General features: G+C 39.1%; 13 protein-coding genes. 10 read left to right on the top strand and 3 right to left on the bottom strand.

Features of this window, described 5'->3' with window-relative positions:
• Positions 1-382 precede the first annotated feature (382 nt).
• From ABD000_RS12640 to ABD000_RS12615, 6 genes are all read left to right on the top strand, one after another.
• A complete protein-coding gene (locus tag ABD000_RS12640) occupies positions 383-1,330 on the top strand; it encodes a calcium/sodium antiporter (protein WP_343768187.1) in 948 nt (315 codons plus the stop codon).
• 73 nt (positions 1,331-1,403) lie between these two features.
• Complete coding sequence (locus ABD000_RS12635) at positions 1,404-1,658, top strand: autorepressor SdpR family transcription factor (RefSeq protein ID WP_343768185.1); 255 nt, start codon at positions 1,404-1,406, stop codon at positions 1,656-1,658.
• Between the two features lie 2 nt (positions 1,659-1,660).
• Positions 1,661-2,305, top strand: coding sequence for an SdpI family protein (locus tag ABD000_RS12630; protein WP_343768181.1), 645 nt, complete (start codon positions 1,661-1,663; stop codon positions 2,303-2,305).
• 23 nt (positions 2,306-2,328) lie between these two features.
• Positions 2,329-3,441: an alpha/beta hydrolase family protein gene (locus ABD000_RS12625; RefSeq protein ID WP_343768179.1), complete on the top strand. Its 1,113-nt coding sequence runs from the start codon at positions 2,329-2,331 to the stop codon at positions 3,439-3,441.
• 348 nt (positions 3,442-3,789) lie between these two features.
• Complete coding sequence (locus tag ABD000_RS12620; RefSeq protein WP_343768176.1) at positions 3,790-5,976, top strand: glutamine synthetase III family protein; 2,187 nt, start codon at positions 3,790-3,792, stop codon at positions 5,974-5,976.
• 97 nt (positions 5,977-6,073) lie between these two features.
• Positions 6,074-7,252, top strand: coding sequence for an AIR synthase related protein (locus tag ABD000_RS12615; protein WP_343768174.1), 1,179 nt, complete (start codon positions 6,074-6,076; stop codon positions 7,250-7,252).
• A gap of 484 nt (positions 7,253-7,736) precedes the next feature.
• Here the strand turns inward: ABD000_RS12615 and ABD000_RS12610 are convergent, their stop codons facing one another.
• The gene (locus ABD000_RS12610) at positions 7,737-8,384 is read right to left on the bottom strand and encodes an ATP-binding cassette domain-containing protein (RefSeq protein WP_343768172.1); all 648 of its coding nucleotides are present in this window, start codon (positions 8,382-8,384) and stop codon (positions 7,737-7,739) included.
• Between the two features lie 346 nt (positions 8,385-8,730).
• Between ABD000_RS12610 and prfA the strand changes: the two genes are divergently transcribed.
• The 3 genes from prfA to ABD000_RS12595 are packed head-to-tail and all read left to right on the top strand — an operon-like array spanning position 8,731 to position 11,435.
• Entirely contained in the window at positions 8,731-9,807 is a 1,077-nt protein-coding gene (prfA, locus tag ABD000_RS12605; RefSeq protein WP_343768169.1) for a peptide chain release factor 1, read from the top strand.
• A gap of 5 nt (positions 9,808-9,812) precedes the next feature.
• Positions 9,813-10,631, top strand: coding sequence for an orotidine-5'-phosphate decarboxylase (gene pyrF / locus ABD000_RS12600; protein WP_343768167.1), 819 nt, complete (start codon positions 9,813-9,815; stop codon positions 10,629-10,631).
• A 12-nt stretch (positions 10,632-10,643) separates the two neighbouring features.
• Complete coding sequence (locus ABD000_RS12595) at positions 10,644-11,435, top strand: ABC transporter substrate-binding protein (protein ID WP_343768165.1); 792 nt, start codon at positions 10,644-10,646, stop codon at positions 11,433-11,435.
• A 2-nt stretch (positions 11,436-11,437) separates the two neighbouring features.
• On the opposite strand, the gene ABD000_RS12590 is transcribed toward ABD000_RS12595, so the two are convergent.
• Together ABD000_RS12590 and ABD000_RS12585 are read right to left on the bottom strand one after the other, a co-directional pair.
• Positions 11,438-12,148, bottom strand: a complete 711-nt coding sequence (locus ABD000_RS12590; RefSeq protein ID WP_343768163.1) for a DUF4197 domain-containing protein — start codon at positions 12,146-12,148, stop codon at positions 11,438-11,440.
• An 80-nt stretch (positions 12,149-12,228) separates the two neighbouring features.
• A complete protein-coding gene (locus tag ABD000_RS12585) occupies positions 12,229-13,122 on the bottom strand; it encodes a T9SS type A sorting domain-containing protein (RefSeq protein ID WP_343768161.1) in 894 nt (297 codons plus the stop codon).
• Between the two features lie 134 nt (positions 13,123-13,256).
• On the opposite strand from ABD000_RS12585, the gene ABD000_RS12580 reads away from it, so the two are divergent.
• Positions 13,257-16,700, top strand: a complete 3,444-nt coding sequence (locus ABD000_RS12580; protein ID WP_343768159.1) for a methylmalonyl-CoA mutase family protein — start codon at positions 13,257-13,259, stop codon at positions 16,698-16,700.
• Positions 16,701-16,767: the final 67 nt, after the last annotated feature.

Here is a 16,767-nt window from a genome sequence, read left to right as displayed (position 1 = left end):
TAGTTTTGATTTATTAGTTGTTTTTTGTTTTGATGGGGGCAATATGAAAGAAGGATTTGGTTCCCACAAAAGAAAAAGAGAAATTCTATGAAATTGAATACTAAATTGTAAGTAAATTAATACAATACATATTGGATTTTATAATAGAGCCTTGTAAAATGTTTAAAAAATTAGTTTATTTTGACTTATGTATTATGGACTGTAATAATTCAAGAGGCTTTTTAAGGTTGTTTTTCTAAACCAAGGTAGATTTCGTTTGAAAAAGAAGATATTTTGAGGATTTCATCATTAGAGTGGTTCCAAAAATATCTTTTTCCATCTTATGTATTAATGGGTTTTATTCTATTCAACACCTATCTTCGCATTCAGATTAAAATAGATTATGGGTATCGTTTGGATGTTTATAGGATTAACACTTTTGGTGGTGGGGGGTGAGTTTTTGGTTCGCTCTGCTGTTGCATTGTCTTTTAAGCTCAATATTTCTAAAATGGTCATCGGTCTTACCGTGGTTTCTTTTGCAACTTCGGCTCCAGAGCTTTTGGTAAGTTTAAATGCCGCTCTTAATGGATTTTCAGATATTTCATTAACCAATGTCATAGGGTCCAACAGTGCCAATATTGGATTGGTTCTGGGAATCACAGCAATCATTTCCAGTTTAGCGATTGATCGCGATTTTTTGCGTTTTAATTGGCCGGTAATGCTTCTTTTTTCAATTGGATTGTACGTGTGCTTGCATAATGACGGAGTGCTTTCTCGCTTAGAAGGAGTACTTTTACTTATTGCATTAGCATTGTATTTGGCATTGCTTATCAAAAGATCAAAAAACGCACCCACAAATCATGAAGATATTAATGAAGAGTTATCTGGTATATCTAATATAAAAATAACACTATGGTTAGGTATAGGTGCAACAGCCTTATATTATGGATCAGAGTGGTTAGTTGATGGAGCAGTAGGTATCGCTACGTATTTAGGAGTGAGTGACCGCGTCATAGGAGTCACCATGATTGCAATGGGGACCAGTGTGCCAGAGCTGGCCGCATCTGTCATTGCAGCACTTAAAAAAGAACGCGCTTTATCCCTTGGTAATTTAATAGGATCAAATATCTTTAATATAGGTTCTGTATTAGGAATTACAGCTATAATACATCCCATTTCAATGAAATCGCAAGCTATTTTATCCAATGATATTCTGTGGATGCTAGGTTTTGCGGTTGTATTGCTTCCGCTGGTTTTTTTGCCAAAAGCCCACTCCTTAGGTCGCTATAAGGGGGCTATCCTTTTTGGAGGGTATGCTATTTTTATTGCGTTGGCGTTTATTAAAGGTTGATCAATCAAAGTTTATGTATTATACATTTGCTTTTTCAATTTATTAATTAGATATTTATCTAAATATTAAATTAATGCAACAGCTTTTTAAAGCACTGAATGACCCTACGCGAAGAAAAATTTTAGAAATGCTCAAAGAAAATGAATTGACTGCAGGAGAAATAGCCGACGGTTTCAATATGTCAAAGCCCAGTATTTCCCATCATTTAGATTTATTGAAAAGAGCCGAACTTGTCGAAGCGGAAAAAAAAGGGCAGTTTGTAGTCTACTCGCTTAATACAACCATTTTAGAAGATATGCTCACCTGGATATTAACCTTAAAACATTAGCGATGCAATTTAACTTAAAACGTGAATTACCTCTTATCGTCATTATTCTTCTTCCTTATCTCTACCTTGGCTTTATTTGGGGCGACTTGCCTCAAACGGTTCTTACGCATTGGAATGGTGCAGGAGAAATTGATGGCTGGAGCAACAAATCAACTTTATTGTTTCTGCCTCTCCTTACCTCAGTGTTAACCTATGTCCTTTTTTTAATTATTCCCTATATAGATCCAAAGGGTCAACTTAAAAAAATGGGAAGTAAGTACCATTCATTAAAAATGTTCATTGTGGTTTTAATGACGGCAATCACCCTTTACATACTCTATTCTACTAAACAGGAATCACTGTCAAATCCAAATACACTTTATTTCTTAATCGGTCTTTTATTTGCGGTGTTGGGCAATTATTTCAAAACCATAAAGCACAATTATTTCATTGGGATTAGAACACCCTGGACACTAGAAAGTGAAACGGTATGGAAGAAAACCCATCAGTTAGGAGGCAAGCTTTTTCTGATCTCTGGAGTAGTATTAATTTTGACAAGTCTACTTTTTTCACCCCAGCTAAACTCAACATTAGTTTTGGTCGTTACCACGGTACTTGTCCTTACCACAGTAGGATATTCGTACATTTTATTTAAACAAGAACAGTAAAAAAAAAAATTAACCAACGACACATGGATACTTCATTTTCACCTCAAAAAGTACTCATTAGTACAGTAGTAATATTTCTCGCTTTCGCGGAAGCTTTTTCTCAAGATGTTAAACCTCAAACTCCTGTTGCACCTTTCCCGTACACGGTAGAAGAAGTAGTGTTTAAAAATGCTGATGCCGAAGATATTCAACTCGCCGGAACTCTTTTTCTACCCGAAAAATCTAAAAAAGCTCCGGTAGCCATTATCATCTCAGGCTCAGGACCCCAAAACCGCAACGGAACCTTACTAGGACATGAATATTATTTGGTGCTGGCAGATCATTTAGTGCGTCAAGGCATTGCTGTTTTGAGGTATGATGAACGCGGAGTAGCAGAAAGCGAAGGAGAATTTAAAGGATCAACCTCGGCCGACTTCTCCACAGATGTTGAAGCAGCTATCTCATATTTAAACACACGCAAAGACATCAATAAAAAGAAAATCGGCTTAATTGGTCACAGTGAAGGTGGCCTCATAGCTCCTATGGTGGCTTCGCGCAATACCGATGTTGCCTATGTTGTGATGATGGCAGGCCCCGGATTAGATGGTGGTAGAGTACTTAGCACACAAGTCGAAAAAAGTACTGCCCTACAAGGAGCAAATCCAGAAGTCGCAAAACTCAATGCGGATTTTATTGCTATTATAGCACATAAAATCCGTCAAAAAAATGACACATTAGGATTAGATAAAGAAATAAAAAGCGCCTGGAAGCAAAAAAGAGACTCGCTCTCTTCTTTTTTACAACAGGCATATAATATGGATTTGTTGTCTGCACAAATGAGCTTTCACAAAGATCCGTGGATGTATGAATTTTTTAGATTGGATCCACAAGAATATTTAAAGAAAATTACTGTGCCGGTATTGGCTATTAATGGATCACTTGATGTGCAGGTAATTGCAGAGGTGAATCTTCCACAGATTAAAAATGCTTTAGCTTCATCTCCTAGTAAGGATGTTACGGTAAAAGAATTAGAAGGCTTGAACCATTTGTTTCAAGAAGCGACAACGGGCTCCGCCCTTGAGTATGCTCAAATCAAACAAACCATTTCGCCTTCGGTACTAGAGTTAATCGCAGCATGGATTAATGAGCGGTTCTAGGGTGTAGAATTTTATCATACCCGCATAGGCGGGTATCTTTTCAAGGGATATATGATTATCCAAGATATCTACCTGCGCGGTTAATATTTATTGTAAAATACCTCTGTTCTAGAATAGGGTAAATAAGAGATTCTTTCTCATCAGAACATGCTAAATCCCAAATCCCAAATCCCAAAATCTAAAATCTGCATTCAACACTCCAAATTATATACTCTACCATCTTAAAAAGGGGGTCTGTTGAAAAATAAGCATATTATTTTAATAACTTAACATTAAAATAAAGGGGTCTAATTCAATAAAATGTATTTTTGCGCCGTATTAACCTAAAAATTGATAAATCAATACACCATGGCTACAATTAGATTTCAGGCATTAAAAGAAAGTCAAAATAGAACTCCGGTGCATATTAATGAAGACCGCAGAAGGTCAGAGTTTTACGGCGATAATGTATTTAACAATACGACTATGCGTCAATTTTTGACGAAAGATTCCTATAACGGGGTACTTTCTGCTGTAGAAAAAGGAGATAAAATTGATAGAAATCTTGCCGATCAAATTTCTACCGGGATGAAGGAATGGGCGATCTCAAAAGGAGCTACTCACTACACCCACTGGTTCCAACCCCTTACAGGTGCAACTGCTGAAAAGCACGATGCGTTTGTAGAAGCTATGGAAGATGGTCAAGTAATTGAAAAATTCGGTGGGGGGCAATTAGTACAACAAGAACCCGATGCATCTAGTTTTCCAAACGGCGGAATCAGAAATACCTTTGAAGCACGTGGATATACTGCCTGGGATCCAACTTCACCTGCATTTGTTTTTGGAACTACGCTTTGTATTCCAACCATTTTTGTAGCTTACACCGGGGAGGCTTTAGATAATAAAACCCCGTTATTAAGATCTTTACAAGCCTTAGATGGTGCCGCAACAGCGGTTGCAAAATATTTTGATAAGAATGTCACTAAGGTAACTGCAACCTTAGGGTGGGAGCAGGAGTATTTCTTAATTGATAGTGCATTGGCGCAATCTCGACCAGATATTACACTTGCAGGAAGAACTTTATTAGGTCACTCATCTGCTAAAGGGCAACAATTAGATGATCATTATTTTGGTAGCATTCCAACGCGTGCATTAAACTATATGCGTGATCTTGAAACAGAATGTATGTTATTGGGAATTCCTGTGAAAACCCGTCACAACGAAGTAGCACCTAATCAATTTGAGCTTGCTCCCGTTTTTGAAGAAGCTAACCTTGCTGTAGATCACAACTCCTTAATTATGGACGTGATGGATAAGGTGGCAGAGCGTCATCACTTTAAAGTACTTTTTCATGAAAAGCCTTTTGCTGGGATCAATGGATCTGGAAAACATAATAACTGGAGTTTAGCAACCAGTACCGGAGTTAATCTCTTGAGTCCTGGGAGCACACCAATGAAGAACCTTCAGTTCTTGACCTTCTTTGTAAATACCATTAAAGCGGTTTATGAATACGAAGAGCTAATAAGATCTGCCATCGCAAGTGCATCAAATGATCACCGTTTAGGAGCAAATGAGGCACCTCCTGCAATCATTTCAGTATTTATTGGTTCTCAATTGACCGAGGTTTTGGATGAGCTGGAAAAAGTGACTGATGGCAAGCTTTCTCCGCAAGAGAAAACAGACCTCAAATTAAATGTTGTAGGTAAGATTCCTGAAATTTTATTAGACAACACAGACCGTAACCGAACTTCACCTTTCGCCTTTACAGGGAATAAATTTGAACTACGTGCGGTTGGTTCTACGGCAAACTGTGCTAAACCCATGACCGTATTAAATGCGATTGTTGCTAAGCAATTAAAAGAATTTAAGGTAGAGGTTGATAAGCTCATCAAAGACAAGAAGATGAAGAAAGATGACGCGATCTTCAATGTCTTAAGAGAATACATCAAAGACTCTAAAAAGATTCGTTTTGAGGGCGATGGATACGGCGAGGCTTGGGAAAAGGAAGCTAAAAAACGCGGACTGAGCAACAACAAAACCACTCCGCAGGCACTCAAAGCCAGCGTAGCTAAAAAGACGATTGATTTATACGATGAGCTCAATGTAATGAGCAAAGTAGAGATTGAAGCCCGTCATGAAATTGAGGTAGAAGAATATGCGATGCGTATTCAGATTGAAGGTAGAATTCTTGGTGATATCGCAAGAAATCACGTGATTCCAACTGCAATTCGCTATCAAAATATGTTAATCGAGAATGTCAAAGGATTAAAAGACATCTACGGTACCAGCTTTAAAAAGCACGCCAAGGAACAAATGGAAATTATTGAAGAAATCTCTGGGCATATCGCTAAAATCAATAGCGGTATTACAGATATGATTGAAGAGCGTAAAAAAGCGAATAAGATAGACGATGCTGAAAAACGTGCCGTAGCCTATTGCGACAAAGTAAAACCATACTTTGAAGAAATTCGATATCACGCAGATAAATTAGAATTATTGGTAGACGATGAGCTTTGGCCATTGACTAAGTACAGAGAATTATTGTTTACACGATAACCTCTGTAAAAACTACTTTAAGTCCTGATAGCAATCTGTTATCAGGATTTTTCTTTTTGATGAAACCTATCTTCTTCGGTTTACTTAAGTTTGTACTATGAATAAAGAATCTTCAAATCGTTATGCACAACGCGGCGTTTCTGCTCAAAAAGAAGATGTGCACAATGCCATTCAACATGTAGATAAGGGATTATTTCCAAAAGCATTTTGCAAGATTGTTCCAGATTACCTTACAGGTGATGAGGACTACTGCCTGGTCATGCATGCAGATGGTGCGGGCACCAAATCTTCATTGGCCTATATGTATTGGAAAGAAACTGGAGATTTATCCGTCTGGAAAGGCATTGCTCAAGACGCGCTTATTATGAATATCGATGATTTGCTTTGCGTGGGGGCTACAGACCATATTATGCTGTCGAGTACCATTGGACGGAACAAAAACCTGATTCCTGGTGAAGTGCTTTCAGCCTTAATTAACGGTACCGAAGAATTGATTCAAGAACTAAAAGGTTTCGGAGTGACCATTCACTCTACCGGTGGTGAGACGGCAGATGTTGGTGATTTAGTGAGAACCATCATTGTTGACTCTACGGTAACTGCGCGTATGAAGCGTAGTGAGGTGATTGACAATAAGAACATTCAGCCTGGAGATGTGATTGTTGGCTTAGCTAGTTTCGGTCAAGCCGAATATGAGTCAGATTACAATGGGGGGATGGGTAGCAATGGTTTAACATCCGCCAGACACGATGTGTTTTATTCCGCTCTTGCGGAAAAATACCCTGAAAGTTTTGACCCATCGGTTCCTAGTGACTTAATCTATTCCGGAAGCAAGCGTTTAACAGATCAGGTGGACGGAAGCCCAATCGATGCAGGAAAATTAGTGCTTTCACCCACCAGAACTTACGCACCCATCATTAAAAAAATTCTTTCTCAATATACTTCTAACGACATCCATGGGATGGTTCATTGCAGCGGAGGTGCGCAAACTAAGATTCTACATTTTGTCGATGAGCATCATATCATCAAGGACGATTTGTTTGAAACTCCGCCACTATTCAAACTTATCCAGGCAGAAAGTCAAACCGATTGGAAGGAGATGTATCAGGTCTTCAATATGGGTCATCGTATGGAGTTATACGTGAATCCAAAAATCGCTCAAGACATTATTAATATTTCCACATCATTTGGAGTGGACGCAAAGATTGTGGGCCGGGTTGAAGCTTCAGCGACTAAAAAGCTTACGATTAAGAGTGAATACGGGGAGTTTGAGTATTGATTTATACCCACTTTTGTCATTCCTGCGCAGGCAGGAATCTTATGTCGTTAACTAAATTATTCTAGAGCCTGCCAACGCAGGCATGAAAGTCCCTTGGCGTATTCTCTTCTATTATTTCTGCGTCTGCGTTTTGCCAAAGTTTCAGCGGAGGAGCAAAGCATTAAACTCAGACATTAACAAAACTATTCTAGATGCCTGCCTTTGCAGGCATGACAGAACCTCGTTAGGTTTTTATTATTTCACTCTTGTCATTCCTGCGTCCTCGTGCCGCCAAAGCTTCAGCGGAGGAGCAAAGCATTAAACTCGGTCGTTAACAAAATTATTCTAGACGACTGCCTTCGCAGGCATGACAGACCCTAAGTGTAGTTCTTGTCATTCCTGCGCAGGCAGGAATCTCATGTCGTTTACCAAATTATTTATTTCTCTCTACACAGGCAGGAATCTCCTAAATAAAAAGCGAAGTATCAAAAATTGGATATTCTACTCAAACCAAATACCCAAACTCCCGCAACTCTTCATGCTTTTTGACTAAACGGATATTTCCTCCTTGTAGATAATACAAATCATTAGCCAGGGTTAATATATGCTCATATAAATGATCAGTACAAATTATAGCCTTAGTGTTAGATTCAGTCCTGATAATATCCATAAAACGCTCTACATACACCGGGGCAACATGAGAAAACGGCTCATCCAGCAAAAGGAGTTGTGCAGGCTTTTTTGCACACAAATAAAATTCAACCACGCGTTGCTCCCCACCAGAGAGATGCTTTATCTTTGAATTGGTGTATTGCTTAAATCCCGGAAATTCCCGAACAAACTCGTTCCACGATACGTGATATAAGCTAAAGGCAATTTTAATTTTAATATGCCTAGGTAAAACATCATGTTGGGGCAGATAACTCACTATCTTGGATTTGTACAAAGGCTTCAGGGTACCTTTATTATTGATGCGAACCAATCGATTATGTGGTGTGAGCGATCCAAAAAGAATTTTTAATAATGAGGTTTTGCCACAGCCATTTCTACCCAGTATTCCGGTGATTCGATTGGTTTCGGCTTTAAGATATATTCCGCTAAGGATGCGTTTATCATCAAAATACAACTCAACGTTATCTAATTCTACTCTCATACCATTCGGGATATAACCAGTAGAATAAGATAAATGCTAATATCAATAATTAAACCTATAAGCAACATCTTGCGGAGTGAATAGCTCAAGTTTTGATAAAAAATAAGCTGTGCCTTATCATCAGGAAATACGCGGTAATATACATACAGGCCCAAAAAACAAAGTAATTTAAATAGCAAAACAGGTTCTGGTCTGGTGCCAAGTAAAATCAATGTAATCGTACTCGCGAATAGGAAAAAGAAATAAGGTTTTAAAAAGAGAAAAGTGGTACGTATTAACTGCATGAGGTAAACATAAGAAATTATAATTTATCGTAAATTCGCGTGATTATAGCCAAGGAACACCAATGTTAGAGAAATTACAGATTGTAAAGCAACGTTTTGATGAGGTGAGTGATTTGATCATTCAGCCGGATATTATTTCAGATCAAAAGCGATACATCGAATTAAACCGAGAATACAAGGATTTGAGCGCACTCATGGAAGTGCGAAAAGAATACATCAAAATTACGCAACGTATTGAGGAGGCTGAAGAGATTATCGCCGATGGCTCTGATGATGAAATGGTTGAAATGGCCAAGATGCAACTCGATGAGACCAAGGAGCAAGTGCCCGTATTGGAGGAGAAAATCAGAGTCATGCTCATCCCTAAAGATCCTGAAGACGCCAAAAATGTGGTGATGGAAATTAGAGCCGGTACAGGTGGTGATGAGGCGAGTATTTTCGCCGGAGATTTATTTAGGATGTACACCAAATACTGTGAAAATCACGGATTTAAAACCCAGGTAGTTGATTTTAGCGAAGGTACCAGTGGGGGGTATAAAGAAATTCAGTTTGAAATCACCGGTGATGATGTGTATGGCACCCTAAAGTTTGAAGCAGGTACACACCGTGTGCAACGCGTCCCCCAAACTGAAACGCAGGGTAGAGTACATACCAGCGCTGCAACGGTAATGGTACTCCCGGAAGCCGAGGAGTTCGACGTGCAGATTGACCCAAAAGATATTCGTATTGATTATTTCTGTTCTTCGGGACCAGGGGGGCAATCGGTAAATACCACCTATTCTGCAGTGCGAATTACTCACGAACCTACCGGGCTGGTGGCGCAGTGTCAAGATCAAAAATCTCAGCATAAAAATAAGGACAAGGCGATGAAGGTACTTCGTTCACGTCTCTATGATCTTGAATTGGCTAAAAAGCAGGAAGAAGATGCGGCAAAGCGAGGTTCACAGGTAACTAGTGGGGATCGAAGCGCAAAAATTAGAACCTATAACTATCCGCAAGGTCGAGTGACAGATCACCGTATAGGTTTGACCCTCTATGACCTGTCAAACATTATTGACGGAGATATTCAAAAGATTATTGATGAGCTACAACTAGCCAGCAATACCGAAAAACTTAAAGAAGCCGGCGAAACTTTTTAAGAGCGATGAAAGAACAGGATCTTGTAGCTCAAATAAGAAAAAAGCAGTCCTTTTTATGCATTGGGCTTGATGTAGATTTGGAGAAAATTCCGCCGCATCTTTTACAAAAAGAAGATCCCATTTTTAGCTTCAATAAAGCGATTATTGATGCAACCCACGATCTGGCTGTAGCCTATAAACCCAATACTGCGTTCTATGAAGCTTACGGTTTAAAAGGATGGAGGGCTCTTGAAAAAACCATTAATTACCTTAATACCAACCACCCAAACATATTCACCATTGCAGATGCCAAGCGTGGTGATATAGGCAATACCTCTACCAGATATGCCAAGGCGTTTTATGAAACCATGGCATTTGATTCTATTACAGTAGCGCCTTATATGGGGAAGGATTCCGTTGAGCCATTTCTTGAGTTCGAGGATAAGCACGCAATTTTGCTAGCCTTAACCAGTAATCATGGTGCCTATGATTTTCAAACCAAACAGGTAGAGGGGACTCAATTATATAAAGAGGTCCTTAAAACCTCGACCACCTGGAAAAATGCAGACAGACTAATGTATGTGGTGGGCGCAACAAAAGCAGAGTATCTTAAAGAAATACGTCATATCATCCCAAATAATTTTTTGCTGGTTCCCGGAGTTGGCGCTCAAGGCGGAAGCTTAAAAGAGGTGTGTACATACGGTCTCAACGATCATGTTGGCTTACTCATTAACTCATCTCGCGGAATCTTATACGCATCAAATGGAGAAGACTTTGCCGAAGCTGCAAGAACGAAAGCCGAAGCACTTCAACAGGAAATGAAGGATATTTTATCTAAGGCGTAAATTTCATTTTATATGAGCTTCACTGACCAGTTAGGACGAGAGATAACTCTTAACGGGGCACCTCAATCCATCATAAGCCTAGTTCCCAGTATTTCAGAACTTCTTGTGGATTTGGGGTTAGAAGATCACTTAGTCGGAGTTACGAAATTCTGTGAGTATCCCGCTTATCTTAGAAAAACTAAAACAATCGTTGGCGGAACCAAACAAGTAGATTATGACAAGATTAAATCCTTATCTCCAGATTTGATCATTTGTAACAAAGAAGAAAATACCCTAGAAATGTTGCGAGAGCTTGATACGGTTGCTTCTGTATACGTATCTGATGTTAGAACCTTGGAGGATGCATGTACCATGATCCAAGATCTGGGTGAAATCTGTGGAGTGCAACAAAAGTCTATTCAATTAATTGATGATATAAATTCAGCGTTTGATTATTTAAAAGTCTCTATTTCAAAAAAACCAACGCTGAAAGTAGCCTATTTTATCTGGAAAGATCCCTGGATGGTGGCAGGAGGAGATACCTTTATTCAAGACATGCTAGAGCATTCAGGATTTGAAAATCTTTTTGACCACCAAGAGCGATATCCAGAGGTTTCTATCGCTCAGGTAAAAGACCTCAATCCAGATCTTCTGCTGTTTTCTTCAGAGCCCTTTCCTTTTCAACCTAAATTTTTAGGTGAGGTATATGTTCATTTTCCAAAAGAAAAAATCGTGTTTGTAGACGGTTCTTATTTTAGCTGGTATGGTTCAAGATTACTTAGGGCTGCGACTTATTTTAAAAAATTAAGAGATCAACTAGCCTAGTATTATTGACCATCTTGCAAGGCAAATACACGTTTTAATAAATCTGTAGTTCGTTCATTAATATTTGTCCTAATTTGCTTTTCCTCTACTGCAATCATCGTATACACACCTTGCAACGCTTCCTTAGTGACATAATCGGTTAAGTTGGTGTTTACGTTCTCTGTCAGCGGAATGGAATTATACCGCTGAATAAGATTTTCCCAGATTTTATCAGCACCCACCTTAGCGAAAGAACTTTCGATCTGAGGATAAAATTTAGTATAAAGTTCTCCTTTGGTCTTATAAGAAAGGTAATTGGTGGCAGCGTCATCTGCTCCTAAAAGGATGTTACGGGCATCTGCAAAGGTGATTTCTTTTACAGCATTCACAAATATAGGAGTGGCTTCTTTCACCGCATCTTCGGCGGCGCGATTCATTAGTTTTAATCCTTCATCAGCTAAGTCTCCTAAACCTATTTTTCGCAAGGCATTGTCAACTTTTTGAAGCTCTTCGGGCAATAAAATTTTGACTAATTCATTTCTGTAAAATCCATTCTTTTGGGTCAGTTTACTCACTTGTTGGTCAATACCTTTGTCGAGAGCTTGTCTGAGTCCGCCTGCAATTTGATCATTGGTCAGAGCAACTCCATTTTGGGGTAAAGAATCAACAATAGTTTGAAGTTCTGCACAGGATGTTGCGCAAAATATAATGATGAGGGCAAGAGCTTTTTTCATGATTGAGTTTGCTTCAAAGATAAAAAAATAGCCCACATTTTAAAGTGGGCCAATGTACAAGTATGTATTTTAAGGAGTAATTATTTCTTTACAATTTTTTTAGAAATTGAGCCACCTTCAAAAATTACTTTTACGATATAAACACCGCTTGATATAGTATTCATATCAATATTTGCGGCATCTTTATTTACCGAACTAGTATGAACAGTTGAGCCAAGTATATTAAATATTTCAATAGATCTAATATTATTTAAAGCACTTACCCTTAGCATTTCGCTTGAATTATCCATAACAATGTCTAAATCAGATGCTTCAAATTCTTGATTATCTAATACTAAATTTTCGTCAGTGAATACTACGTCATCAATAAAATATCTGTTATTCGCATCAATTGAAAAGAAATCAATAGATCCAAGTTGTGTAGCAGGATTACCATCAGTATCTATGTAAGGAACTGCATCAAGCGAAAGGTCTCCATCAATAGCAATTGATATAGTCAAGTTATCCAAATCAATAACTGTTAGAACATCAAACCACTGATCAAATGGAAAGGGAGTTTCAGTACCGTCAAAATCATAGGTAATATTCCCAGCGGTACCACCACTAGCGGTATTACTTACAAATACTTGACCATTAAATTGCCCGCCCGGATCAGCTTCAATTTGTTGATAATTCCAGAAACCAGTTTTTCCATTAGGGACATACATTTGCCATCTAATACTCCAAACCCCACTCGTTTGATCTCCTAAAAGAAGCAACATATCCACAGTTCCTCCTTCAGGAACTAACATGGAATTGGAACCTGAAAATGCTTCTTCATCAGTAACAATACTAGATTCACCCCCTGGCCATACATCCCAAAGTGTGGATTGTGGATCTAAGTCTCCCAGATTGTAGCTGTCAAAATCGTCAGTAAATTGCGCCTGCATCGTAAATACAGATAAAGCAAATAAAAATAAGTAAATTTTCTTCATGATTATTATTTTTTAAATTATTTAAAGTTACGCAAAATATTTGAATTTGGACTTGATTTAAAACTTCATAAACAATTGAATGATCCAGTGAGAATTCCGTAATTTTACACTTTAAATTGATTTAAAAAATAGCAATGCAACAAGCCACTCCGTATACGCCTAAACATAAAGTAAGAATCGTTACCGCTGCTTCGCTCTTTGATGGACATGATGCTGCCATCAATATTATGCGTAGAATCATTCAAAGTACCGGGGTTGAGGTCATTCACCTGGGTCATGATCGAAGTGTAGAAGAAGTAGTAAATACAGCTATTCAAGAGGACGCAAATGCTATTGCGATGACCTCTTATCAAGGAGGGCATAATGAGTACTTTAAATATATGTACGACTTGCTTAAGGAGAGAGGAGCGGGGCATATTAAGATTTTTGGTGGAGGCGGAGGAGTTATTCTGCCGTCAGAAATCAAAGAACTCATGGATTACGGAATCACTCGTATCTATTCACCAGATGATGGTAGAGAACTGGGCTTGCAGGGAATGATCAATGATTTGGTCAAACAGTCAGATTACGCCATTGGTGATCAGCTTAATGGAGAAGTAAATGAGTTAGAAGAAAAAAATCCTAAAGCCATTGCGCGTTTGATCTCTTCTGCCGAAAATTTTCCCGAGGTCGCCAAAGATGCGCTGCAAACCATTCATAAAAAAAACAAAACTAGTGTAACTCCGGTACTGGGAATTACGGGAACAGGCGGATCTGGTAAGTCCAGTTTAGTAGACGAACTAGTCCGAAGATTTTTAGTCGATTTTCCAAACAAAACCATCGGATTGATTTCTGTCGATCCCTCTAAACGAAAAACCGGCGGAGCGCTGCTAGGTGATCGTATTAGAATGAATGCGATCAATTCTCCTAGAGTATATATGCGCTCCTTGGCCACACGTCAATCTAATTTGGCTCTTTCAAAATACGTAGCAGAAGCCATTCAGGTGTTAAAAGCAGCCAAATATGACCTGATTATTTTAGAAACTTCAGGAATTGGGCAATCTGATACCGAAATTCTTGAGCACAGCGATACGTCGCTCTATGTGATGACGCCAGAATTTGGCGCAGCTACGCAGCTTGAAAAAATTGACATGCTTGATTTTGCAGATCTGGTTGCCATCAACAAATTCGATAAACGCGGAGCTTTAGATGCCCTGCGTGATGTAAAAAAGCAGTACCAGCGAAATCACAATTTGTGGGACGCTAAAGCGGAAGATTTGCCAGTTTATGGAACGATCGCATCACAATTTAATGATCCGGGAATGAACGCACTGTACGGTGCTATCATGACTAAAATCGCTGAAGAAACGGAAGCCGATCTCAATTCAACGTTTGAGATTTCAAAAGAGATGTCTGAAAAGATTTTCGTGATTCCGCCTGCACGAACACGTTACCTTTCAGAAATTGCGGAAAATAATAGAAGCTACGATGAGAAGGCGACCACACAGAGTGACGTGGCGCAAAAACTTTTCGGGATATACCAAACTATACGATCTGTAAGTGGAGTGGGGTCTAAAGAAGAATCCTACTTAACTCAAAATGGACTTGCCGAGGAAAAGATTTCCGCGCAAGCGAAAAAAGAAGATCATTCTTTCTTAGAGCTGTTATTCGCAGAATTTAATAAAGTCAAAATGGACCTAGACCCATACAATTGGGAGACGATCTTGCAATGGAATGAAAAAGTAAACAAGTACAAAGCACCGGTATATTCATTTAAAGTAAGAGACAAGGAAATCAAGATTGAAACGCATACAGAGTCGCTATCACATCTTCAAATCCCCAAAGTTGCCCTACCAAAATACGAGGCTTGGGGAGATATATTAAGATGGTGTTTACAAGAAAATGTACCGGGAGAGTTTCCCTACACGGCTGGTTTATATCCATTTAAACGAACGGGTGAAGACCCTACTCGTATGTTTGCCGGTGAGGGCGGACCAGAGCGAACCAACCGCAGATTTCATTATGTGAGTCAGGGAATGCCCGCAAAGCGCCTTTCTACGGCATTTGACTCGGTTACGTTGTATGGAAATGATCCAGATTATCGCCCTGATATTTATGGAAAAATCGGGAATGCAGGAGTGTCAATCTGCTGTTTAGACGATGCTAAGAAACTATATTCCGGGTTTGATTTGTCTGATGCCATGACTTCGGTCTCCATGACCATTAACGGTCCTGCGCCAATGTTGCTGGCATTTTTTATGAATGCAGCGATAGATCAAAATTGTGAGAAGTATATCAAAAAAGAAGGACTGGAAGATCAGGTAGAGCAAAAGATCAAGGACATTTATGTACAAAAAGGAATCGAACGCCCGGCATATCAAGGTGATCTACCAGAAGGTAATGATGGTCTTGGGCTTATGTTATTGGGCGTTACCGGCGATCAGGTATTAGATAATAAGGTCTATGAAAAAATTAAAGCTGAAACCTTAGCGCAAGTGAGAGGGACCGTACAAGCTGATATTTTAAAAGAAGATCAAGCACAAAATACTTGTATTTTCTCCACAGAGTTTGCACTCAGATTAATGGGAGATGTACAAGAGTATTTTATCACGAATAACGTGCGTAATTTCTATTCGGTTTCGATAAGTGGGTATCATATCGCTGAAGCCGGTGCAAATCCAATTTCGCAATTAGCATTCACTCTGGCTAATGGATTCACCTATGTGGAGTATTACCTAAGCAGGGGGATGGACATCAATAAATTTGGTCCCAACCTGTCGTTCTTCTTTTCTAACGGGATCGATCCAGAATATGCGGTAATTGGTAGGGTAGCGCGTAAAATTTGGGCAAAAGCGTTACGCCATAAGTACGGCGCCAATTCAAGAGCGCAAATGTTGAAGTATCATATCCAAACTTCAGGAAGATCATTACATGCTCAAGAGATTGATTTCAATGACATACGTACGACCTTGCAGGCACTTTACGCGGTTTATGATAACTGTAATTCGTTACACACCAATGCCTACGATGAGGCCATCACCACACCTACAGAAAATTCGGTACGTAGAGCCATGGCAATACAATTGATCATCAACAAGGAGCTTGGTTTGACCAAAAATGAAAACCCATTACAAGGATCATTTATCATCGAAGAGTTGACGGATTTGATAGAAGAAGCTGTGTTGCTAGAGTTTGATCGTATCACAGAAAGAGGCGGAGTCTTGGGTGCGATGGAGACTATGTATCAACGCAGCAAGATCCAAGAAGAGAGTTTGTATTACGAAACACTTAAACATACGGGGGAATTCCCAATTATTGGAGTTAATACTTTTTTAAGTAGTCAGGGCTCTCCAACCGTAATCCCGGGTGAGGTGATTAGAGCAACAGAAGAAGAAAAGGAAAACCAAATACAAACCTTAAAAAAACTTCACGATGCTTATCCGCAAGAGTCCAAGGAAGCCTTGGAGCAACTTCAAACAGATGCGGTTCAAAACAAAAATACCTTTGCCCGTTTAATGGAGGTTGCTAAAAAAGCATCTTTAGGTCAAATTACTTCTGCCTTATTTGAAGTAGGCGGGCAGTATCGTAGAAATATGTAGGAAAGCGTTAACCTTTATACAAGCTACATCATAAACTATAGTGGAACGCTTTGTGTGAGGACATTAG

The sequence above is a fragment of the Gangjinia marincola genome (assembly GCF_039523415.1).
Taxonomy (GTDB): Bacteria; Bacteroidota; Bacteroidia; order Flavobacteriales; family Flavobacteriaceae; genus Gangjinia; species Gangjinia marincola.
The sequence above is the reverse complement of the archived record's forward strand: the minus strand, read 5'-3'. Positions and strand labels throughout refer to the sequence as shown.